Origin of the sequence: Oleomonas cavernae (genome assembly GCF_003590945.1) — a bacterium.
Taxonomy (GTDB): domain Bacteria; phylum Pseudomonadota; class Alphaproteobacteria; order Zavarziniales; family Zavarziniaceae; genus Zavarzinia; species Zavarzinia cavernae.
In genome coordinates, this window is record NZ_QYUK01000011.1 from 2,857,957 (window position 1) to 2,877,597 (window position 19,641).

Genomic DNA, 19,641 nt, shown 5'->3' on the forward strand with positions numbered 1-19,641 from the left:
CCCAGGTTTTATGCGATACAGTACAGAAATAGACGAAAGGCGGCGTGTCAACGGATATTATGCGGAACAGTACAGAATCAACGAAGCGCGCGCCCGGGCGCCCCCGCGGCTTCGACAAGGCCGAGATCCTGAACCGTGTGCGCCGCGTCTTCATGATGAGCGGCTTCTCCGCCACCTCGCTCGACGACCTGGCCGCCGCGACCGGGCTCAACCGCCCCAGCCTCTATGCCGCCTTCGGCAACAAGGAACAGCTCTACCTCGCTGCCCTGCGCGATTACGGGACGCAGGCGGCCGCGGCGATCGACGCGGTCCTGGGCGCCGGCACGGGGCCGATCGCCGAGCGGCTGGGCCTGCTTTACGCACTGGCGATCGACGCCTATTGCACGCCGCACCCGGCGACCGGCTGCATGATCATCGGCACCGCCGCGGTCGAAGCCCCCACCCGCCCGGCGATCGCCGCCGCGGCCGCCGAGATCCTGGGCAGTTTCGAGGCCGCCCTGGCCGGCGCCTTCACCCGGGCAGTGGCGGCGGGCGAACTCTCGGCCGAGCCCTCGCCCGCGATCCGCGCCCGCTTAGGGAGCGCCATGTTCGACACCCTGGCGATCCGTGCCCGCTTAGGGAGCCCACCCGACGAGCTCAAGGCCTTCGCCCGCTCGATCGTGCCGATGATCTGCCGCTAGACGTAGCCACAACAGTGGATCCCGGCCTTCGCCGGGATGACGAGGTAAGTTATGTCTGCCTCTCAGGCGAAGAACCGGTTGTCCGGGCATCATCGGCGAGAGGCGAGCAATCCCAGTTCCTGCCACAGCCAGGTGAAATCGTAGTCGGCCAGCGGCTCCCCCTTGGGGTGCGCTGCCGACTGGTTCTCGAGATACTTGAGCCACGCCACGACGCGCTCGCGCCCCTCGGCCGTCTGCACTGCCTCGCGTGGCGCCTCATTGCCGATCATCGCGACCGGCTGGTCCATCACGCTCCGGTAGTGCGCATCCAGCGTTTGCCAGATGATCTCCCGCTCGGCCTCGGGCGAGAGGCCGGTTGTCACTGGCCGGCCGGGCGATGCCGGGTCCGGTACGTCGGGCGCGGTCACTGCCTGTCCCAGCAGGCCAGGCAATGCCTGTTCGAGCATCAGCCGCCCGGCATCGCTGCGCCGTATGGAATTGACGCGCAGGGTCAGGGTTTGCCCTGTCAGTTCGATGCTGCCGTGCAGGGTGGCCCCACTATCGTTCAGCGAAAGATATCGAACCCCTTGGATCGCGGGGGAAGGCACTGGGCCGACATCGAACCAGTCCCAGATCTGGTCGCCCGCGGGCTGGAGCCCAGGCAGGTCGTCGAGCCGATCGCCAATCTCGACTACCGACACTCCCTCAGCCAGGGGAAAGCGCACGATGGTAAATTCCAGCGGATCGCCATCGGTATTGCTCAGTTGCGGCTCGGCATCGCCCAGCACTTTGTCGAGCAGGGCACCCAACCAGATATTGGTAAACAGCGATGCCGCAGCGGCGAGCGACGCATCACCCGACAGCAGTTCGCCAAGCGCGGCCGATTGGGGTGCCACGCCCTCCTCCTCGGCCAGATTCTTGATGTATTCCTGTGCTTGGCGCCTTAGCTGGGCCAGCGCATCCAGAACCTCCGTCGCCGTTCGATGTTCGAACCGAAGGGCACCGCCGCCCATGATCGTTTTGCCACCGACCGTCACCAAGCGGGCCGCGAGTCGATCCCATTGACGCATGGCCTTGGTTGCCGAGACTTCGGAAACGCGTACCGGCTCGCCGCCGCGTACCAGATCGCGGGCGAGGAAGGATTGACCGGGCAGGATGTCGCTGACTTCATAGAGGCTCATCACCGAGCGGCGCAAGGCGGCGAGATAGTCGCGGATGCGCGCGGTCTCCTTCCAGCCGCGGCGTTTGAGATAATCGTCGACGATGTTGGCACCGTCGTCGAACTCGACGGTCAGAAAATCCTCGAAGGCGCAGCCCCAGAGAGTCGCGACGAAATGCTCGCCGACAAGCTCGGGAAGCTCCTCGAAATCGACCTCGTTTTCGGCGCAGGCATCACCGAGATGCCGCTCGAGCGCCTCGGCCAGCGCTTCGCGCCACTCCTCTCGCTGGGCCCATTTGATGATGCCGCCGAGCAGATGGCCTCCAGCCATGGTTCACCGTGCAGAATCGAAAAATCCCTGAGAGTTCGGAAGTTAAGCGCCTGCCCGCGGCAGGCCAAGCCTTTCCCACCCTTCAAGCGAAAAAGCGGTTATCCGGCCGCGGCAACCCTAAGTTCTCGCGCAGGGTCTTGCCCTCGTACGCCCGGCGGAACAGGCCGCGGCGCTGCAACTCGGGCACCACCTTGTCGACGAAATCGTCCAGGCCCTCGGGGACATAGGGGAACATGATGTTGAAGCCGTCGCTGGCCTCGGTTTCCAGCCATTCGGCCATTTCGTCGGCGATCGTCTGGGGCGTGCCGACGAAGGCGAGGCCGGCGTAACCGCCCAGGCGCTGGGCCAGTTGACGCACCGTGAGGTTGTCGCGCCGGGCCAGGGCGATCACCCGTTCCTGGGCGCTGCGGCTCTGGTTGGTCAGGGGGATTTCGGGCAGCGGGGCGTCGGGATCGAAGCCCGAGGCATCGTGGCCCAGCCAGACCGAGAGCGAGGCGATGGCGCTTTCGTAATGCACCAGGCTGTCGAGATGGGCGCGCTTGGCCCGGGCCTGTTCGACCGTATCGCCCACCACCACGAAGGCGGCCGGCAGGATCTTCATGTGGTCGCGGTCGCGGCCCAGTCTTTCCATCCGCCCCTTCACGTCGGCGTAGAAGCGCTGGCCTTCGCTCAAATTCGGCGCCGCACCGAAGATGACCTCGGCGGTTTCGGCGGCCAGTTGCCGGCCCGCCTCCGACGCGCCGGCCTGCACGATCACCGGCCAGCCCTGGACCGGCCGGGCGATGTTCAGCGGGCCCCGCACCGACAGGTACTTGCCCTTGTGGTCGAGGACATGCAGCTTGGCGGGATCGAAATAGATGCCGCCGTCGACATCGCGGATGAAGGCATCGTCGGCCCAGCTATCCCACAGGCCGGTGACGACGTCATAGAACTCCCGCGCCCGGACATAGCGCTCGTCATGTTCCATGTGCTCGTCGTGGCCGAAATTCGCCGCCGCGTCGGGGTTCGACGTGGTGACGATGTTCCAGCCGGCGCGCCCGCCGCTGATATGATCCAGCGACGAGAATTTCCGCGCCACGTGATAAGGCAGGTCGTAGGTGGTGGAACCGGTGGCGATCAGGCCCAGGTGCTGCGTCACCGTGGCCAGCGCCGGCAGCAGGGTGAGCGGATCGAAGGAGGTCACCGTGTGGCTGCGCTTCAGGGCGTCGATCGGCATGTTCAGCACGGCCAGGTGATCGGCCATGAAGAAGGCGTCGAAGCGCCCGCGCTCCAGGGTCTGGGCCAGGCGCTTGAGATGCTCGAAGTTGAAATTGGCGTCCGGCCAGGCGCCCGGATAGCGCCAGGCGCCGGTGTGGATGGTGGTCGGGCGCATGAAGGCGCCCAAGCGTAATTGACGCGCCATAACTGTACTACCTCGCGTACCCCAGGACGAGATGGCAGCGTGGCCACCTCCGCCAACAACGGTCAAGCGCGCGCGGACGCATGACCGACCGCCGGATTTGGTATGGGCGGCAGAAGATGCGACAGGACGCCGCACCCCAAAGGCGTTATGCTCGGTCCCGGCGGGTCGCGGCTCTCTCGTGGCTGGCGGTCGTACTGGGCTTACCGCCACGACTGGCCCGTGCCCCCGTAACCTTGTTCGGGAGGACGAAGTCATGACCATCCGAAATCCGGTCGAGTGGGGGGCGGATCTGTTTACCCAGACGTCGCGTGCCGTCGGCTCGGCGAGTCACGCCATCTATCACGACGAGGAAGACGCGAACCTGGCCGCCCCGGCGATCCGGAAAATCGGTCTCGCCGATCTGCGCGACGCCTTGCGCAAGGGCTTTGCGGATTTCGGCGCCTACCGCACCGATGTCATCTTTCTGTGCGTCGTCTACCCCATCATCGGCCTGGTCCTGGGCCGGGCGGCGGTGACGCAGAACATGCTGCCGCTGGTCTTCCCCCTGGCCTCGGGCTTCGCCCTGATCGGCCCCCTGGCCGGCGTCGGCCTCTATGAAATGAGCCGGCAACGCGAACACGGCGCCACGGTGAACTGGCTCCAGGCCTTCGCCGTGCTGCGCTCGCCATCCTTTGCCGCGATCGCCCTCCTGGGCGCGACACTCGTGGCGCTGTTTGCCCTGTGGCTGTACCTGGCCCAGGTGATCTACGACCAGACCCTGGGGCCGCTGCCGCCCGTGTCGATCGAAGCCTTTATCAGCGCCCTGCTCACCACCAGCGCCGGCTGGACCATGATCGGCGTGGGCACCGGGGTGGGCTTTGTGTTCGCCGTGGTCGTGCTGGCGATCAGCGTGGTCTCGTTCCCCATGCTGCTGGAGCGCAAGGTCCGGGCCGACACGGCCGCCTGGACCTCGATCCGGGCCGTGGCCGCGAACCCTGTGCCGATGGCGGCCTGGGGCCTGATCGTCGCCGGCAGCCTCGTGCTGGGCTCGATCCCCGTGTTCATCGGCCTGGTCGTCGTCCTGCCCGTGCTGGGCCATGCCACCTGGCACCTCTACCGCAAGGTGCTGGAACCGCTCTGAAGCTATCGGGCCGCGATGGCGGCGATATAGAGCGCACTGGCGGCAAGGCACGCCGCCGTGCGCACATGGTTCCACAAAGTCCAGTCCTGCAGGTAGCGCGCCCAGACGGGTGCGGCCTGGGCACTGGCCGGATCGACGGCGTCGAGCGCATTGTTGAGCGGCACGTTGAAGATCACCGTGCATACGAACATGCCCAGGACATAGACGACCCCGGCGGCGAGCATCAGTGCTGTGCCGGGCTCGCCCCAGCGAAACAGCGCCAGGACCGCGAGCGCCAGGCTGACCAGCGTCGTGCCGAAGAAGAACGGCATGAACAGCGAGCGCTGGATCACCGCGTTGATCGCGTTCATGGCCGAAATGCCGGGCGCCTGCCCGATCTGCCCCAGTGCCGTCATGATGAAGGTCGAGAAGGCGAAATAGAGCCCGGCCAGCAGGCCGCAGCCCAGGGCGGAAAACCACAGCAGGGTCGTGATGATGGACTGGGTCACGGTCAGGCCCTCCAAGCGCCGCTCTAGTCGGTGCCGCCGTTGATCGGAACGGTCGTGGCAGCCACCACGAGACTATCTCGTATAGGCCATGCGATCACCACCCTGGCGCCCCCGGAGGCACGGAACCCTGCGCAAGCGCATGCTGCCGACGAACCTGTCGGCGCTGGCCTGAGGCCGCTCGTGCATTTAATTCATCAATGAATTGTCTCCGCACAGTCTAGTCATGAGCCTGCCCGCCTCCACCTTGTGGTGATCGCAGACGGGAGCACGACCATGGACTACAGACCGCTTGGCGCATCGGGCCTGAAGGTGCCCGCCTTGAGCTTCGGCGCCGGCACTTTCGGCGGCCGGGGACCGCTGTTCAGCGCCTGGGGCAACAGCGATGCGGCCGAGGCGCGCCGCCTCGTCGACATCTGCCTGGAGGCCGGCGTCACCCTCTTCGACACCGCCGACGTCTATTCAGGCGGCGCCTCGGAGGAGGTGTTGGGCGCGGCCATCAAGGGCCGCCGCGACCAGGTGCTGCTCTCGACCAAGACCGGGCTGCCGATGGGCGATGGTCCGGGCGACGCCGGCACCTCGCGCAGCCGCCTGATCAAGGCGACCGAGGATGCCCTGCGCCGCCTGGGCACCGACTATATCGATCTTCTCCAGTTACACGCCTTCGACGCCGCCACGCCGATCGAGGAGGTGTTGTCGACGCTCGACGCGCTCGTGCGCGCCGGCAAGGTGCGCTATGTCGGCGTGTCCAATTTCTCCGGCTGGCAACTGATGAAGTCGCTCGGGATCGCCGATAGGCACGGCTACCCGCGCTATATCGCGCACCAGGCCTATTACTCGCTGGTGGGCCGCGACTATGAATGGGAATTGATGCCGCTGGGCCTCGACCAGGGCGTGGGGGCCTTGGTGTGGAGCCCGCTGGGCTGGGGCCGGCTGACGGGCAAGCTGCGGCGCGGCCAACCCCTGCCGACGCAGAGCCGGCTTCACGAGACCGCGGATTTCGGCCCGCCGGTCGATGACGAGCAGCTCTATCGTGTGGTCGACGCGCTAGACGAGATCGCCCGCGAAACGGGCAGGACCATCCCCCAGGTCGCCTTGAACTGGCTCCTGGCACGGCCGACGGTTTCTTCGGTGATCATCGGCGCCCGCAACGAGGCGCAACTGCGGGACAACCTGGGTGCCGTGGGCTGGTCGCTTGCTGCCGACCAGATCGCCCGGCTCGATGACGCCAGCACTGTTACCGCCGCCTATCCCTATTTCCCCTATCGCCGCCAGGCGGGATTCGCCCGGCTGAATCCGCCGCCGGTGTAAGGACGGCGATGCTGGCGCGGCACGGTCGGGGCGACCGGGCCGCGATCAGTAGGGGTCGTGTTCGCTCTCGGTGATCTGGGCGGAACCGCGCGTGAGGCGGGAACCAGCGGCGATACCGACGACGAAGACGCCGACCGTGGCGACAAAGCCCAGGACGATCAAGCCAAACATACCCGTTCCTTCCGCGTCCAGAGCGGATCTTGTTGACAAGTCGATTCCTGAGAATCACTCACGTCCGTCCGCTTCATGAACAAAGCGTGACACGAATTTCCTTACAAAACGTGAATTGCTTCAGGCAGCCTCGCGCAAAGCGTGCGGCAACGCACAATAGTCCCGCAGATGCGAGAAGATACGGCCGGCCGAGTGTCGGCCCTGAGAATCAAAACTTCTCCGGCTGGCTGGGGATGCTCGGAGCGCCTTGACTCACAGGTCGATCGCAGGCAATTTTTTTGCACCGCAGCACAACTGTATTGCTTTCTGGGGGTCACTGATGGGACGACTGTTTCTGTTGACCAAGCCCATGGGCATCATGATCGTCCGGCTGTTCTATCTGGCCGGCCTTGCCCTGCTCGCCGCCTATGTTGTGCATGATCTCTATGCTCAGCTGGTAGCATCGCCCCCCCTGAGGTCGCCCGCGATCCCGTCATGTCCCTGCTGCAAGACCTCGGTGTGTTGCTGGGCGGCTTCGTGGTTCTGCGCCTGGCCGCCGAGGTGCTGGTGGCCCAGTTGGAAATCCGCGACAAGCTGGGGGCGATCGAGCAGAACACGCTCGACGCCCGCCACAAGCTGGGCGCGGTCGAACGCAACACCACCCGGTAGCGCCCGCCCGACCGTGCCGGCACATCGGGCCGGGCGGCTTTCGGGGCGTGGAATCAGGTAACACGCCTGGTTTCATGCCGCCGGCTCGACGTTTATCCATCGATACGCGCTCGTGACGGCGCGGCCGGGCCTAGCGATTCCAGGGCGAGAGCTTCACCATCAGGCCGAACTGGAGATAGCGCTTGGCGAAATGGCCGCGGCAGCGGGGCTGACGATCCGCCTCGGCACTGAAGGTCGGCCACAATTGCTCCTGCTGGTCGAGCAGGGGCAGGCGCTCGAACACCGCCGATAGCTCGGCCGGGTTGAGGCGCCAGGCGTGCATGCCGGTGGCATCGATCAGCACGCCCCGCATCATCAGATGGGCCTCCACCCCTTGAGCCTGCGGCACGTGGCCATTGGTGTTGAGGATGACGGCCTCGGCCACCCGGTGCTTGCGCGCTGCATCCCAGCCGGCCTGGTGGGCGATGTCGCAGGCGCAGCGGGCACTGCGGATCGTGAAGCAGGCGGCATCCGGCGTCGCTGCGGCGTAAGGCCCATAGAAGCCCAGATCGTGGGTGAGGCTGGCCAGGTACAGGATCTCGTCATCGAACGGGAGGCCGGCGGCCAAGCCGATGAGCCGGCTGAACCAGTAGGTGCGCAGGGAATGGTTCACCATGAACGGCGGCGTCAGCTCGCCGAGCAGGGTCTCGGCCGCGCGCGCCGCCGCGGTGTCCGGCGCCTTCAGCGCCGCAAAACCCACCGCCGCCGGAAACCGCCGCTTCAGCCCCAACCGGTACAGCGCCATGTCCGGCAGTTCGGCAAACAAGGAGACGGCGGCGAGCCTGGTCAGCGCCAGACGATCCTTGAAATCGATCCGCCCGCCCGTCTCGCGCGCCCAGGCCAGCGTCCCTACCCCGCTCATGCCGCCCCTCCACGATCGATCAAGCATCGAGCATGAAGCTGAATTAGGGAAAAGTCCCAGGCCTACTCAGCCCTTCCACGTCGGCTGGCGGGGGTGGATGTCGTCCTTGAAGACGTCGAAGCTCTTCCAGGCCGGCTCGATGGGCTCCTCGCCCGGCCGGGGCGTGTAGGGCGACGGATCGACGAGTTGCATGGTCGGGATGTAGCGCGGGCAATTGGGGAAGATGACGCGCGCCTCCACCCGCACGATCATCTGCGCCCCGACGGTCTGGTTCAGCAACGGGTCGGCCCGGTCGATGCGCGCCGTGCCATTCACCCTGAGGCGCCGCGGCGTCCCGTGCAGGGCGATGAACAGCAGGGCGACGTTGGGGTTGAGCGCGAGATTGCCGAGACTCTTGAACATGCCGTTGCCGTCGTAATCGGGGAAGGCCAGTTCGGACGGCCCGGTGACGCGGACGAAGCCCGCCGGGCCGCCCTTGAACGAGCAATCCGGGCGCCCCTCGTCATCCGCCGTGGCGAGGAAGAAGTAGATGGCGCTCTCGATGAAGCTCTTGTCTTCGTCGGTGAAGGCTGGCCGCGCAAGCTGTTCCAGACGGTCGGCGATGCGCCGGCTCTCGAAGCGGTCCTGCAAGGCGCGGTTGCCGTCGTGGTAGAGGGTGCTGTCGGACATCGATATTCTCCTCCTGGCCGTGACCGGTTGCCGAACAGTTCGGCGCTGTAATGCTATTCGTCCCAGGCCTGGACGATCGTCTGGTCGACGATCAGCCCGTCCTTCAATTCGAGCAGGGCGATGCAGAAGACCTTGGCGCCGTCGGGATAGACGCAGGCCTGGGTGAAGGCCACGCGGTCGCCGTCGGCGAGGGTGGTGTCCACGCGATGCGTCATCGCGCGGCCGCAGATGTCGCCCCAGAACGCCGCAATCGCCGCCCGCCCCTTGATCTCCCGGGGCCTGCTAGGGGGATTGTTGCGGTCGACGATGCGCGTCACCGCATGATCGGCATAGAAGCCGGCGAGCGCCTGGCCGTCGCGCGTCTCGATGGCGCGCTTGATCGCAGCGCCCGTCACTGGTTTCGTCTTGGTAATCATGCCCCCTCCTGTTCGCCCGGCCCCGCCGTTACTTGGCGCTGGCCTTGGCCGTTTCCGCGGCGCGCGCGAGTACAGCGTCGGTCTCCTGCCTGAACGTCGCAGGATCGACCTGCATGCCGTTCAGCACCGTCGACCAGTGCCGGACGATGGCGGCCATGGCGACGGCTTCGCGGATCTCCTCGTCGGTCGCGCCGTTCAGCTTCGCCGCCGCGGTATGGAAATAGACGCAGTACTCGCACGGGATCTGCGCCGCGACGGCAAGCCCCAGCAACTCCTTGGTCTTGCCGTCGAGCGCGGTCCCGGGGTTGAGCTGGACGGACTTGAATTCCGCCCAGGCGCCGGCGATGCCGATCTCCGGGAAGACCTTGAACATGCCGGGCACGGAACCGAGCGTCTGCTCGATATCCTTGTACGTCGCCTCGGCCGACGCATCCTCGGCCAGAGCGGCGGGCATGCCGCAGACGAGTGTGCCGAATCCGGCGACGAATGCGAGCGTCGCGATGGTTCCCCTGAGCTTTTGCATCGAAGCCTCCCCATTCTTCCGGTCTGTCGGCGGTGCGCAATGACGGAAGCAACCTAGCGCGGTGGTGCGGACGGGCGCTTCCCTCGAAAGCACCACGCCGGCAATGGCCCGTTCGAGCCAGCGCCGGCTCAGGGTGCCGGCTGGCGGGCGACCAGCCCGGCGGCGGCCGTCCGGGTGGGCAGATCGAGTTTCAGGAGGATGTTGGCGACGTGACGCTTGACCGTGTGCTCGCTGAGGCCGAGCTGCAAGGCGATGTGGGTGTTGCTCGACCCCTCCGCCACCAGGGCCAGCACTTCCCGTTCGCGCGGGGTGAGAATGCCGGGATCGGGTGCGCGAGGCTTGCGGCCGACCGGCTCGAGGTGCCGCTCCGTCGCCAGCGCCACCACCCGCAGGGGATCGTGCCCCTCCTCGCCCGCGAGAGGGCCGCGGTCGATGAACTGCATGCCGGCGCCGGACACCAGATCGCTCGCCAGCCGCGACAGCAGGATGTCGGGCGCCCGGGCGGACGCCGCGATCCTCTCGGCGATGTCGACCGGGGCGCCGGCCAGCGGCGAAAGCGACAGGTCGATCTCGCCGACATGAATGCCCTGGGCGATCGCAAGCCCCAGCGCGACGGCTGCCTCGCGCAGGGCGACGGCCGCGCCGACGGCCCGGGCCGGCCCGTCGAAGCGCGCGGCGATCCTGTCGGCGCCGAGCCATTCGGCATGGCCGCTGTAGCGTTCCATCACCTTGGGCACCGCCTCGTGGAACAGCGCCGAGCGTTCGCCCGGGTGCGCTGCCCCGGGGCGGGACACCGGGCGGCCCGGCAGCTCGGCCAGCCGCGCCACCAGCAGGATGGCGAGCACGCGGTCGCTGTCGGCCACCGGTCGCATCCCGGTCAGGAACTCCTCGACAAGGGCGGCCACCTGGTCGACATCGCCCATCCAGATCGGGTGTTCGCGGCCTGGAAGCTCGACGAGGCGCGCGCCTTCGATGGCACGGGCGAGGTCTCGGCTGCCCTTGGAGTCCGCATAGGCGTCATCGGTGCGGTGGATGAGGAGCGTCGGCGCCTTGACGCCCGACGGCAGGCCGCCCAGGTCGATCGCGCCGTTCATCCGGGCCAGCGCGAGCGCGCAGGTCGGGCTGGCCGACAGGCGCTCGAAGCGGGCCCACCATTCGGCGAAGCGGCGGTCGTCGGCGCGGCCGGGCGCGAAATGGGCCAGGGTTGCGCTGCCGCCCCAGGATGTTTCAATCGAGTCGAGGAAGGCCCGGCGCCGCCTGGCATCCATGACCGACCCGTCGAACCGGGCATAGCCGCCGTAGAGCACGAGATTCCGCACCCGCGCCGGCCAGGTCGCCGCGAAGACGATGGCCATCGCAGCACCTTCCGAGGCGCCGAGCAGGGCGGCGCGGGTGCTGCCTGTAGCGTCCATGACGGCGCGGATATCGTCACTGCGCGCCGACAGATCGGGCAGGGCCGCCATGGGGACCGGGTCGCTCAATCCCGTCCCGCGCTTGTCGAACAGGATCAGCCGGCTGAATCTCGACAGGCGCCGGACCAGGCGGGCATAGCCCGGATCCTCCCAGAGAATGTCGAGGTTGGACAGGAAACCCGGCACCAGCACGAGGTCGAGCGAGCCCTGGCCGATCACCTGGTAGGCGATTCTGGTCTCGCCGCTTCTCGCATATCGAGTCTCGACCGGTCGCATGGCCCCGTTTTCGCGCGGATCAGTGGAAGTGACCTGCCGCCACCATAGCAAACCCTGCGCAAATCGGCAGTTCGATGCCGCCCCCGTTCAGCCGGCGCCGGCGCAGACCTCCCGCACGCAGCCGCGCAGCCAGCGATGCGCCGGATCGGCATCCAGCCGCGGATGCCAGAGCAGGGAAATCGTGACCTCGGGCAGGGAGAGCGGCAGGGCGAAGCTGTGCATGCCGACGCGCAGGTTGCCGGTATAGCGCTCGGGAACCGTGGCGATCAGGTCGGCGGCCCGGGCCAGCGCCAGCGCGGTCGAAAAGCCGCCGACGATGGTGACGATGTCCCGGCTCAGCCCGAACGGCTCCAGCGCTTCATCGATCGGCCCCTTGTCGAGGCCCCGCCGCGAGACGCAGATATGTGCGCCGGCGGCGTAGCGGGCAGGCGTGATCTTGCCCTGGCTCAGCGGATGTTCCAGGCGCACGACGCCGACGAAGCGATCCTGGAACAAGGCCTGCGTCCGCACCTCCGGTCCTGTCGTCTTGCCCACGACACCGGTTTCCAGATCGACCTCCCCCTCGCGCAGCGGTGCGCTGTCCTTGTTCGACTTCTGCACGAAGCGCAGCCGCACGCCCGGCGCCTGCGCCCGGACGCGCGCGATGAGGGCCAGGCCGAAGTTCTCGACAAAGCCTTCGCGGGTCCGCAGCGTGAAGGTTCGAACCAGTTGCTTGAAGTCGGGCTTTTCCGCCGGGCGCAGGACCGCCCTGGCATCCTCCACGAGCTGGCCGGCCCGCTCGCGCAGTTCGAGCGCCCGAGGGGTGGGCACCAGGCCGCGCCCGGCCCTGACCAGCAGCGGATCGCCCACCGTCTCCCGCAGCCGCGCCAGGGCCCGGCTCATTGCCGACGGGCTCAGCCGCAAGCGCCGGGCGGCGCGCGCGACGCTGCCTTCGGCAAGCAGCACGTCGAGGGTGACCAGCAGGTTGAGATCGGGTGTGGACATGGACCGAGCCTAGCATTGTTTGCCCGTCATGTGGCGCCAGACGCACGAATAGACTGCAAATGATGCATCTTCCGCCATGTCGACCAAAGGACCATGGTTCATGGCGACACCGGTTCGGGTGCCGCCTGAACAGGAGTTCACCTTGAATCCGATCATTGCCGGGCGAGACCAGGCCGCCGCAGCGGCGGGGCAGGCACCGGCGGCGCGATGGGCGCTCGCCGGCCTTTCGCTCGCCATGTTGCTGGCCTCGCTCGGCACCAGCAGCGCCAATGTCGGCCTGCCGACCCTGGCGCAGGCGTTCGACGCCTCCTTCCAGGCGGTCCAGTGGGTCGTGCTGGCCTATCTCCTGGCCATCACCACCCTGATCGTCAGCGTCGGGCGGCTTGGCGACATCATCGGTCGCCGGCGGCTGCTGTTGGCCGGGCTCGCCCTGTTCACCGCGGCCTCCATCCTGTGCGGCGCGGCCCCCACGCTCGGCTGGCTGATCGCCGCCCGGGCGGTGCAGGGCCTGGGCGCGGCCATCATGATGGCCCTCGCCATCGCCCTGGCGGGCGAGATCGTGCCCAAGGCACGGACCGGCAGCGCCATGGGACTGCTCGGCACCATGTCGGCGATCGGCACCGCGCTCGGCCCCTCGCTGGGCGGGGTGCTGATCGCCGGCCCCGGCTGGCGCGCGATCTTTCTCGTCATGGTGCCGCTGGGCCTCCTGAATTTGCTGCTCGCCCGGCGCACCCTGCCCGCGCCCGGACAAGGCATGCCCGGACCACAGGCGACGCGCCAGCGTAGCGGCTTCGACCATCCGGGCACCCTGTTGCTGGGCCTCACGCTCGCGGCCTATGCCCTCGCCATGACCGTGGGGGGCGGCCGCTTCGACGGGGTCAACCTGGCCCTGCTCCTGGCCGCGGCCGTCGGCGGCAGCCTCTTCGTGCTGGTCGAGGCGCGGGTGGCCTCGCCCTTGATCGCCCTGGCGGTGTTCCGCGAGCGGGCGTTGAGCGGCAGCCTGGGCACGAACGCGCTGGTCTCCACCGTGATGATGGCGACGCTGGTGGTCGGCCCGTTCCACCTCTCGCGTGCGCTGGGGCTCGACGCGGCCCTGGTCGGGCTGGTCATGTCGATCGGCCCGGTGATCTCCGCCCTGATCGGCCTGCCGGCGGGCCGCCTTGTCGACCGTTTCGGCGCGGCCTTCATGGTCGTCGCCGGGCTCGTCGCCATGGCGGCCGGCGCCTTGGCGCTTTCCGTGATCCCGGCCGGTTTCGGCGTTGCCGGTTACATTGGCGCCATCGCCGTTCTCACCCCCGGCTATGCGCTGTTCCAGGCGGCCAACAACACGGCCGTCATGCGGGATGTTCACCCCGACCGGCGCGGCACCGTCTCCGGCATGCTCAGCCTGTCGCGCAACCTGGGCCTCGTCACCGGCGCCTCAGTGATGGGTGCCGTGTTCGCCGCGGCCGCGGGCGCGACGGATATGGGCACGGCCCCGCCGCAGGCGGTTGCCTGGGGCATGCACATGACCTTCGCCGTCGCGGCGGCGCTGATCGTCGTGGCACTCGCGATAGCGATCGCCGCCCACCGCCGCACCGCGCGCGATGGGGCGCCGGCGGGCAACAGGGGCTGATATCACCGCTTGTTCAAGCAGCGGAGTCCTCGGCGTCGAGTTCGCCAAGTCCAGCGAGCTTGACCGGCGGCCGATCGGGAAAAGTCGCCACGAGTTCGAGCGTGCCGCCCATCGCCGCGACGGTCTCGCGCAGCGTCGAAATCAGCAGGTCGGCGCGCTTCTCGAGCTGGGAAATATTCGCCTGTTTCACCTTCAGGGATCTCGCCAGTTGCTCTTGTGTAACCGCAAGCGCACGGCGCAGATCGCGCAGCGTCATTTCCTCGGCGATCAGGTCGGCGGTGCGGGCCTCGACCGCCCGCCGCTCGGCGACAGGCAGGCCGGCGACCACATCCTTGAGTATTTTCACCGCTTCTTCTCCTTCTCCAGCGCGGCCAGATGCGCGTCGAACCTGGCATCGGCCTTGACGATCAGCGTCTTGTAGAACCGCTTCTCGTTCACCCCCGACTTGTCGCCACCCACCAGCAAGAGGGCCTGTCGCTTAGGGTCAACTCGATGCCTATGCGCCAGCAAATCGATACTCAATTTTTCCAAACAGGCAAATTTACGAGTCATTAGAATCACTTAGCAAAATTTGACTAACCTACTGATTCTGTTAATCTTTCTCCATGGACACGACATACCACCTAAACGGCGGGTTTAAGCCGACCATGAAGCGGTTTGCCGATCTTGATGGCCCCGACTTCTTCCCGACCCCGGCTTGGGCTACCCATGCCCTCATCGACAATGAACCGTTTAAGGGAGACATCTGGGAAAGCGCATGTGGGGATGGCGCGATGTCGAAAGTTCTTGAACTCGCGAGCCAGAAAATCACGAGTTCAGACTTATACAATCGCGGTTACGGTGAGCCTGGGGTCGACTTCCTACGCCCGAAGCGTCGCGCCGCCAATATCGTCACTAATCCGCCATACAATGCGGCTGAAGGTTTCGTGCAATCTGGGCTCAAAGCCGCTGAGCGAAAATTTGCACTCTTGCTGCGATTGGCCTTTCTTGAAGGCGCAAATCGGCAACGGACGATATTTACGGAGGCGCCACCGTCGCGTGTATGGGTGTTCAGCGAGCGCATTACGTTCTATCCCGCGGGTGCTGTGCAAAAAGGCACTGGCACAACAGCATATGCTTGGTTCGTCTGGGACAAAGACGCTCCAAGTCAGACAGAACTCAAATGGCTCCAGCCAGGCTATAAGGCTCGCTACAGCTAGAATCCTTTGCGCTTAAGATAAGCACGGCCAGCGTCGGTAATGGCCAGATGACCCTTCCGATACGAAAGTAGGCCGAGATTCACAAAATTCTCGGGAGAGTCCTTTCTGTGACTAACAATATTTCCAACCACCTGAACCCACATCTCTTCATTTGGACGGGTCTCCGATGGCTCATGATCGCCAGCCGTTAAATTGATAAACTCAGGGACACTCTGCTTAATCACGCCGGTGGTAGATTCACCCTTTGGAAGAGTGGAGAGATAGCGCAACACTGCAACCGAGATGTCGTGCTCGCTTGATCGCCCGATCTTACCTGGCATTCAACTCTCCCTGGATCGGAAAAGAGCAATGACGAGCATTAGCACACGGAAGTGGGCTACCGCTAGCGTAGCGTGCATACCCCAACCTTCGAACAATCCGGTAAAAATTAGCGAATAGGGTCTGACCCAAATCTCCGCGATTTTACGGGGGTTCGCTCCAACTTCATCCGATTTCTCGCCCGACCTTTTCCAAATCGAGATGCTGATAAGTTCCGTGGCCCTTCGCAACCTGATTGCAAGTCGAGCGGGAATGGGGATGAAACCAACAGTAGTCGCCGCTACAATGTATGCATGACCGAACTTATCCCGCTTTTGACCGCATTTGGTCTTGGATCGATCGCAACCGCGCTAATCCAATCGTGGTTGGCCCAGCGCTCAAAGCACAACGATCGCCGCTTTCAAGAAAGGCAAACGGCATACATCGGCCTGTTGGAAACCTACCATCGCGCCGCCGTTGAAGGGACAGACGAAACGTCGAAGCTATTTGCTTACTGGCAGATGCGATGTGAGTTGGTGGCGCCTGAAGCCGTGCGAGAGGCGATCCGCCGTATCGTCGAAACCAACGATGACCGCCCGTTGCGGATGGCAGCCGATCGCGACATGAAGGAAGCGATGCGCGCCGACCTTGGAATAACGAAGTGAGTGTCCAAGGCCTATTCAACTGCAGTCTGACCCGGATTTACGTCGATGAGCGGTGATGCGGAAATCGAGTTCATCAACGAGATCGATTGCTGCTTCCCCTACAATGACGAGGCGCGTTGGACCGAGCTCATCGCTCGCGGCGTCAGGATTTCGCCCAATGCAGCTTTCATGGTCCTCCATGAGATCTGCCGGCCGCCAAATCTGGCGCGCGTCACGCCCACCAAGCTTCGTCAAATTCTGGCCCACTGGCGCGGAAGCTTCGATCATCCCCTCCTGGAAATGATGGTGGGTGTCGCCGAGGCGATGATCGAAGGGAGGGAGTTGCCAGTACAGGAGGTCATCGATTGGATGCATAGGGTCGCAGAATATCGGGATCTCTACACAGCGCTCGGGATCCTGAATTGCGCGAGTGAGGATGCAGATGGCCTGGTACAAACGACATACGAAAATATCGTTCGGCAGTGGCGCTCGCCCCACGGCGAGCCAATAGGGGTTTGACCCCGATCTCCCCTAGATTTCATCAAAGTTGAGTCTGCACCACCCTGCAGCATCGATTCACATTCGATGCATCAAATGCTAACGTAGGGGAATGGCCGAGCTTGACTTGGCCGAAATGGTCCAGAACGGACCTGGTCGGTTCTCTTCAGCGTTCAGCGACCGACAGAAAAAGGAGGGGGAAAATGCCAAACGCGCGCGCGCAGGAGCTTGTGGAAGGCCTGCAGAAGACCATTTTCGAATTCATGCGTGAACACAAGGTCACGCATGACGAATATCGGGTGGCCACCGATCTGCTGGCGGAGACCATCCAGGCGGGTGAACAGTCTCTCTTGTACGATATCTTTTTTGAAGCCGAGGTAACCGATATCGCCAATACTGGCCGCGATGGCAGCCCGGAAGCCATCGAGGGGCCATTCTATTTGCCCGGCGCGCCTGAACTCGAAGCCCCCTTCATGCTGACGCAACGGGCTGACGAGAAGGGAGACGTCCTGCTTTTCATGGGGCGCGTCACCGACACGGCCGGCAGGCCGCTGGCCGATGCCGAAATCGACCTGTGGCACGCGGACGCCGATGGCCGCTACTCGAACATCGACCCGTCCGTTCCCGCCTGGAATCTGCGCGGGCGTTTCCGCACGGATGCCGAAGGCCGCTACAAGGTGCGGACGATCGTTCCCCAATCCTACGAGATTCCCAAATGTGGCCCGACCGGCCGGGTGCTCGATGCCTTGGGCCGTCACTGCTTCCGGCCGGCCCACCTGCACGTGAAAATCCGTCATCCCGACGTCGGTGAAATGACCTCGCAGATCTATTTCAAAGGCGGCCGTTACCTGGAGAGTGACAGCGCCAATGCCGTGCGCGACGGCCTGATCGCCGAATTGATCCGCCATGAGCGCGACGAGGATCTCGCGGCGCACAACCTGGACAAGCCGTACTTCGACGTGACCTACAATTTCGTGCTGCCTTCGGGCGTCTTGGCCGTGGCGCGGGCGGTGGCATGAGCCTTCACGAATAGGGGCCAGCTAGAACCAGAGATCGCGCACGCAGCGGCCGTCGCGCGGCAGGTCGTCGAAGCTGTCGAGGCCGTCGAAATGGTCGATCAGGAGGTCCGCCACCGCTTGCGGCGGCGCGAGCCTGACATTGACCGCGATACGGCGGCGGCCGTCCGGATCGAGGCGGCGGCCGCGCCAGCACAGCACACAGCCGCAGGTGGGGCAGAAGTGGATCTCGAGCGCCGGATCGGCCTTGCCCGCGCGGGTGTAGGCAGTGCTCGGCCCCGAGACGCGGGATGCGCTCGTTCTCGTAGTCATAGGCCCACAGCGCGCCGTAGCGACGGCATAGCGTGCAGTTGCACGCGGTGACCGATCCGGGATCGCCCACGAGGGTCCAGTGACTGGCGCCGCAATGACAAGAGCCTGTAAGCATGGCTGTCGACCACCCCTCGGCGAGGCTGCACGCTGCGAGGCCGCGCGGCGCTGGTCCGACCAGCCCGGGAAGTGGCGGTGTGCGCAGTCGCCTGCGAACCCTGCTTCTGGCCAAATTCCCTATCAACAGGGATTTATCAGAGAATTTGCCACCCAAAACCGCCTCGGACCTCGGGGCGAGGCAGGAATTCTCCGGTATCTTCAGGGAGTTAGCGGATTTCCCCGGCGTTGCGGGCGGTCAACCTGCAGGGAATTTCAAAAACCATAACAGGGAATTTTTTGGCCTTGATCAGTGAAAGCACGCCCGTTGAACAGGCAGGCTTTGGTTTCACCACCCGTGATGAAACCAAGGCACGATCAGCTGCGGCCATCGCCATACATCGGCGAGTGGCGATCAGTCCTCTTCCTCGATTGTGCCGACCCGGCGCCCATAGGAATCGCGGATCACGCGCTCACCGGTAATACCGGGGCTGATGGAGTAAGTCCGCCGGCCGCCGGCGTCGCGCACGATCTGGCGGCCGCCAGGCCCCTCTTCAACGGTCCCGATACGTCAGCCATCACGGTCATAGAGCCTCAGCCGATCTCCGGCCCCCGGTTTGACGGTGCCCAGCCTCCGCCCCTCGGCATCGCGCCGGATCAGCGTGTCGCCGGTACCCGGCGACACGCGTTCCACGACCCGGCCGCGGGCATCCCGCACCACCAGCCGACCCCGATCGTCGGCATGGCCTGGCGACGCTGCCAGGACCAGCAAGAGCCCCACCAAGGTGACATACCCCTTCACGACACACGCCCCCTTGTGCAGCGGATTCTGTTCATCACGGATCCGGCGTAGCTGATAGCGCGCGCCCAAGCCGAATGACAGCAGCTACTCATCGAGGGCGACGCCATTCTGCACCGCATGCTCTTTGCCAGAACCCAAATTGATCTCCTGCTCGGCGGCCGCGCCGAATAACGCCCTGACGATGTCGTCTATCGTCGGAACGGAGGAGAACCGGCCCTTTTCCACGATGCGAATGTTGGGACGTTCGGTCTTGACCCCCGCACTGTTTCCCTTCGTGTGCTTGGCTATTCGGTCCCCGAGCGGCGGCAGCGGCTCGCCGGGCCGGCCGCCGAACCATCGGAAGGGGCCAAGCTGCAGCGTATCAGGATCAAACCAGATCCAGATCACGCAGCCACCGGCTTTTTGGGCGAGGCCCGTGTGGATCCCAACCCTCGCGGTCTTGGCATCGCGATAGCTCGCCTTGAACTGGACATGTCGCGTGACGTCCCCAACTGCCAGAACGATGTCGTAGCCGGCCCGGTCGACCTCGGCCCGCAGCACCTCGATGTCCCGCACGCCCCGCCGCCACAGGCACCGCAGCAGGTCACCCACAAACAGGTGCTCGATGATTTTCTCGCGCAGGCCGGAGTCGAGAGAATGGGTGGCGGTGTTCATGGTCTTATCCCCCTGTCGAGCATCTGCGGGTCGGTGAGTGGGGA

26 protein-coding genes and 1 pseudogene are annotated in these 19,641 nt (G+C 65.4%); 9 read left to right on the forward strand and 18 right to left on the reverse strand.

Annotation, left to right across the window (positions count from 1 at the left end):
• The first annotated feature begins 59 nt into the window (after positions 1-59).
• Positions 60-680, forward strand: a complete 621-nt coding sequence (locus D3874_RS17625) for a TetR/AcrR family transcriptional regulator (protein WP_119779226.1) — start codon at positions 60-62, stop codon at positions 678-680.
• An 89-nt stretch (positions 681-769) separates the two neighbouring features.
• Here the strand turns inward: D3874_RS17625 and D3874_RS17630 are convergent, their stop codons facing one another.
• Both D3874_RS17630 and D3874_RS17635 read right to left on the reverse strand, forming a co-directional pair.
• Complete coding sequence (locus tag D3874_RS17630; RefSeq protein WP_119779227.1) at positions 770-2,149, reverse strand: hypothetical protein; 1,380 nt, start codon at positions 2,147-2,149, stop codon at positions 770-772.
• Positions 2,150-2,231: 82 nt separating this feature from the next.
• A complete protein-coding gene (locus D3874_RS17635) occupies positions 2,232-3,521 on the reverse strand; it encodes an LLM class flavin-dependent oxidoreductase (RefSeq protein WP_233559996.1) in 1,290 nt (429 codons plus the stop codon).
• 283 nt (positions 3,522-3,804) lie between these two features.
• Between D3874_RS17635 and D3874_RS17640 the strand changes: the two genes are divergently transcribed.
• Positions 3,805-4,671: a DUF2189 domain-containing protein gene (locus tag D3874_RS17640; protein WP_119779229.1), complete on the forward strand. Its 867-nt coding sequence runs from the start codon at positions 3,805-3,807 to the stop codon at positions 4,669-4,671.
• Positions 4,672-4,673: 2 nt separating this feature from the next.
• Here the strand turns inward: D3874_RS17640 and D3874_RS17645 are convergent, their stop codons facing one another.
• Complete coding sequence (locus D3874_RS17645; RefSeq protein ID WP_119782353.1) at positions 4,674-5,159, reverse strand: anthrone oxygenase family protein; 486 nt, start codon at positions 5,157-5,159, stop codon at positions 4,674-4,676.
• Positions 5,160-5,432: 273 nt separating this feature from the next.
• On the opposite strand from D3874_RS17645, the gene D3874_RS17650 reads away from it, so the two are divergent.
• Positions 5,433-6,467, forward strand: coding sequence for an aldo/keto reductase (locus D3874_RS17650; RefSeq protein WP_119779230.1), 1,035 nt, complete (start codon positions 5,433-5,435; stop codon positions 6,465-6,467).
• Positions 6,468-6,512: 45 nt separating this feature from the next.
• Here the strand turns inward: D3874_RS17650 and D3874_RS31265 are convergent, their stop codons facing one another.
• Complete coding sequence (locus D3874_RS31265; RefSeq protein ID WP_274380590.1) at positions 6,513-6,638, reverse strand: hypothetical protein; 126 nt, start codon at positions 6,636-6,638, stop codon at positions 6,513-6,515.
• A gap of 474 nt (positions 6,639-7,112) precedes the next feature.
• On the opposite strand from D3874_RS31265, the gene D3874_RS28615 reads away from it, so the two are divergent.
• A complete protein-coding gene (locus tag D3874_RS28615) occupies positions 7,113-7,286 on the forward strand; it encodes a hypothetical protein (protein ID WP_158596087.1) in 174 nt (57 codons plus the stop codon).
• A gap of 130 nt (positions 7,287-7,416) precedes the next feature.
• Here the strand turns inward: D3874_RS28615 and D3874_RS17655 are convergent, their stop codons facing one another.
• From D3874_RS17655 to D3874_RS17680, 6 genes are all read right to left on the reverse strand, one after another.
• Positions 7,417-8,187, reverse strand: coding sequence for an HD domain-containing protein (locus tag D3874_RS17655; RefSeq protein ID WP_119779231.1), 771 nt, complete (start codon positions 8,185-8,187; stop codon positions 7,417-7,419).
• Positions 8,188-8,253: 66 nt separating this feature from the next.
• Complete coding sequence (locus tag D3874_RS17660; RefSeq protein WP_119779232.1) at positions 8,254-8,856, reverse strand: pyridoxamine 5'-phosphate oxidase family protein; 603 nt, start codon at positions 8,854-8,856, stop codon at positions 8,254-8,256.
• A 53-nt stretch (positions 8,857-8,909) separates the two neighbouring features.
• Complete coding sequence (locus D3874_RS17665; protein ID WP_119779233.1) at positions 8,910-9,272, reverse strand: nuclear transport factor 2 family protein; 363 nt, start codon at positions 9,270-9,272, stop codon at positions 8,910-8,912.
• Positions 9,273-9,300: 28 nt separating this feature from the next.
• Complete coding sequence (locus D3874_RS17670; RefSeq protein WP_119779234.1) at positions 9,301-9,795, reverse strand: carboxymuconolactone decarboxylase family protein; 495 nt, start codon at positions 9,793-9,795, stop codon at positions 9,301-9,303.
• Between the two features lie 128 nt (positions 9,796-9,923).
• Entirely contained in the window at positions 9,924-11,483 is a 1,560-nt protein-coding gene (locus D3874_RS17675; protein ID WP_119779235.1) for an alpha/beta fold hydrolase, read from the reverse strand.
• A gap of 87 nt (positions 11,484-11,570) precedes the next feature.
• Complete coding sequence (locus tag D3874_RS17680; protein ID WP_119779236.1) at positions 11,571-12,467, reverse strand: LysR family transcriptional regulator; 897 nt, start codon at positions 12,465-12,467, stop codon at positions 11,571-11,573.
• 100 nt (positions 12,468-12,567) lie between these two features.
• Between D3874_RS17680 and D3874_RS17685 the strand changes: the two genes are divergently transcribed.
• Entirely contained in the window at positions 12,568-14,082 is a 1,515-nt protein-coding gene (locus tag D3874_RS17685) for an MFS transporter (RefSeq protein WP_119779237.1), read from the forward strand.
• Positions 14,083-14,095: 13 nt separating this feature from the next.
• Here the strand turns inward: D3874_RS17685 and D3874_RS17690 are convergent, their stop codons facing one another.
• Both D3874_RS17690 and D3874_RS31270 read right to left on the reverse strand, forming a co-directional pair.
• A complete protein-coding gene (locus tag D3874_RS17690) occupies positions 14,096-14,428 on the reverse strand; it encodes a helix-turn-helix domain-containing protein (RefSeq protein ID WP_119779238.1) in 333 nt (110 codons plus the stop codon).
• On the reverse strand, positions 14,425-14,547 hold the full coding sequence (locus D3874_RS31270) for a hypothetical protein (RefSeq protein ID WP_274380591.1): 123 nt from the start codon (positions 14,545-14,547) through the stop codon (positions 14,425-14,427). Before D3874_RS31270 ends, D3874_RS17690 begins: the two co-directional genes overlap by 4 nt.
• Before the next feature lie 182 nt (positions 14,548-14,729).
• On the opposite strand from D3874_RS31270, the gene D3874_RS17700 reads away from it, so the two are divergent.
• A complete protein-coding gene (locus D3874_RS17700; RefSeq protein ID WP_199699122.1) occupies positions 14,730-15,281 on the forward strand; it encodes a hypothetical protein in 552 nt (183 codons plus the stop codon).
• Here the strand turns inward: D3874_RS17700 and D3874_RS28065 are convergent.
• Positions 15,278-15,601 (reverse strand): hypothetical protein, encoded by a 324-nt coding sequence (locus D3874_RS28065; RefSeq protein WP_147385707.1) that lies wholly within the window; start codon positions 15,599-15,601, stop codon positions 15,278-15,280. The two genes, D3874_RS17700 and D3874_RS28065, sit on opposite strands and share 4 nt — an antisense overlap.
• A 291-nt stretch (positions 15,602-15,892) precedes the next feature.
• On the opposite strand from D3874_RS28065, the gene D3874_RS17705 reads away from it, so the two are divergent.
• The 3 genes from D3874_RS17705 (at position 15,893) to D3874_RS17715 (ending at position 17,739) form a co-directional block, all read left to right on the forward strand.
• Positions 15,893-16,243 carry a hypothetical protein gene (locus D3874_RS17705; protein ID WP_119779241.1) on the forward strand — a complete coding sequence of 117 codons (351 nt, stop codon included), beginning with the start codon at positions 15,893-15,895 and terminating at the stop codon, positions 16,241-16,243.
• Positions 16,244-16,288: 45 nt separating this feature from the next.
• The gene (locus D3874_RS17710; protein ID WP_119779242.1) at positions 16,289-16,741 is read left to right on the forward strand and encodes a hypothetical protein; all 453 of its coding nucleotides are present in this window, start codon (positions 16,289-16,291) and stop codon (positions 16,739-16,741) included.
• 182 nt (positions 16,742-16,923) lie between these two features.
• Positions 16,924-17,739 (forward strand): dioxygenase family protein, encoded by an 816-nt coding sequence (locus tag D3874_RS17715; RefSeq protein WP_119779243.1) that lies wholly within the window; start codon positions 16,924-16,926, stop codon positions 17,737-17,739.
• Between the two features lie 21 nt (positions 17,740-17,760).
• Here D3874_RS17715 and D3874_RS17720 read toward each other — a convergent pair whose 3' ends face one another.
• From D3874_RS17720 to D3874_RS17730, 5 genes and pseudogenes are all read right to left on the reverse strand, one after another.
• Positions 17,761-18,048: a GFA family protein gene (locus tag D3874_RS17720; RefSeq protein WP_199699123.1), complete on the reverse strand. Its 288-nt coding sequence runs from the start codon at positions 18,046-18,048 to the stop codon at positions 17,761-17,763.
• A 28-nt stretch (positions 18,049-18,076) separates the two neighbouring features.
• Positions 18,077-18,163 (reverse strand): annotated as a pseudogene (locus D3874_RS32490) (GFA family protein); the annotation flags it as partial.
• Between the two features lie 208 nt (positions 18,164-18,371).
• A complete protein-coding gene (locus D3874_RS28620) occupies positions 18,372-18,533 on the reverse strand; it encodes a hypothetical protein (RefSeq protein ID WP_158596089.1) in 162 nt (53 codons plus the stop codon).
• Between the two features lie 179 nt (positions 18,534-18,712).
• Complete coding sequence (locus tag D3874_RS28070) at positions 18,713-18,943, reverse strand: hypothetical protein (protein WP_147385708.1); 231 nt, start codon at positions 18,941-18,943, stop codon at positions 18,713-18,715.
• 84 nt (positions 18,944-19,027) lie between these two features.
• Complete coding sequence (locus D3874_RS17730; RefSeq protein ID WP_199699124.1) at positions 19,028-19,597, reverse strand: hypothetical protein; 570 nt, start codon at positions 19,595-19,597, stop codon at positions 19,028-19,030.
• Positions 19,598-19,641 lie beyond the last annotated feature (44 nt).

Coding starts and splice junctions, on each gene's coding strand:
- D3874_RS17720 (WP_199699123.1), bottom strand. CDS start 18,048: ATGACTACGAGAACGAGCGCATCCCGCGTCTCGGGGCCGAGCACTGCC.
- D3874_RS17685 (WP_119779237.1), top strand. CDS start 12,568: ATGGCGACACCGGTTCGGGTGCCGCCTGAACAGGAGTTCACCTTGAAT.
- D3874_RS28065 (WP_147385707.1), bottom strand. CDS start 15,601: ATGCCAGGTAAGATCGGGCGATCAAGCGAGCACGACATCTCGGTTGCA.
- D3874_RS17700 (WP_199699122.1), top strand. CDS start 14,730: ATGAAGCGGTTTGCCGATCTTGATGGCCCCGACTTCTTCCCGACCCCG.
- D3874_RS28615 (WP_158596087.1), top strand. CDS start 7,113: ATGTCCCTGCTGCAAGACCTCGGTGTGTTGCTGGGCGGCTTCGTGGTT.
- D3874_RS17655 (WP_119779231.1), bottom strand. CDS start 8,187: ATGAGCGGGGTAGGGACGCTGGCCTGGGCGCGCGAGACGGGCGGGCGG.
- D3874_RS17675 (WP_119779235.1), bottom strand. CDS start 11,483: ATGCGACCGGTCGAGACTCGATATGCGAGAAGCGGCGAGACCAGAATC.
- D3874_RS17670 (WP_119779234.1), bottom strand. CDS start 9,795: ATGCAAAAGCTCAGGGGAACCATCGCGACGCTCGCATTCGTCGCCGGA.
- D3874_RS17665 (WP_119779233.1), bottom strand. CDS start 9,272: ATGATTACCAAGACGAAACCAGTGACGGGCGCTGCGATCAAGCGCGCC.
- D3874_RS17635 (WP_233559996.1), bottom strand. CDS start 3,521: ATGCGCCCGACCACCATCCACACCGGCGCCTGGCGCTATCCGGGCGCC.
- D3874_RS17730 (WP_199699124.1), bottom strand. CDS start 19,597: ATGAACACCGCCACCCATTCTCTCGACTCCGGCCTGCGCGAGAAAATC.
- D3874_RS17705 (WP_119779241.1), top strand. CDS start 15,893: ATGACCGAACTTATCCCGCTTTTGACCGCATTTGGTCTTGGATCGATC.
- D3874_RS17640 (WP_119779229.1), top strand. CDS start 3,805: ATGACCATCCGAAATCCGGTCGAGTGGGGGGCGGATCTGTTTACCCAG.
- D3874_RS17710 (WP_119779242.1), top strand. CDS start 16,289: ATGAGCGGTGATGCGGAAATCGAGTTCATCAACGAGATCGATTGCTGC.
- D3874_RS17625 (WP_119779226.1), top strand. CDS start 60: ATGCGGAACAGTACAGAATCAACGAAGCGCGCGCCCGGGCGCCCCCGC.
- D3874_RS17680 (WP_119779236.1), bottom strand. CDS start 12,467: ATGTCCACACCCGATCTCAACCTGCTGGTCACCCTCGACGTGCTGCTT.
- D3874_RS31265 (WP_274380590.1), bottom strand. CDS start 6,638: ATGTTTGGCTTGATCGTCCTGGGCTTTGTCGCCACGGTCGGCGTCTTC.
- D3874_RS17715 (WP_119779243.1), top strand. CDS start 16,924: ATGCCAAACGCGCGCGCGCAGGAGCTTGTGGAAGGCCTGCAGAAGACC.
- D3874_RS17660 (WP_119779232.1), bottom strand. CDS start 8,856: ATGTCCGACAGCACCCTCTACCACGACGGCAACCGCGCCTTGCAGGAC.
- D3874_RS17630 (WP_119779227.1), bottom strand. CDS start 2,149: ATGGCTGGAGGCCATCTGCTCGGCGGCATCATCAAATGGGCCCAGCGA.
- D3874_RS28620 (WP_158596089.1), bottom strand. CDS start 18,533: ATGGCCGCAGCTGATCGTGCCTTGGTTTCATCACGGGTGGTGAAACCA.
- D3874_RS17650 (WP_119779230.1), top strand. CDS start 5,433: ATGGACTACAGACCGCTTGGCGCATCGGGCCTGAAGGTGCCCGCCTTG.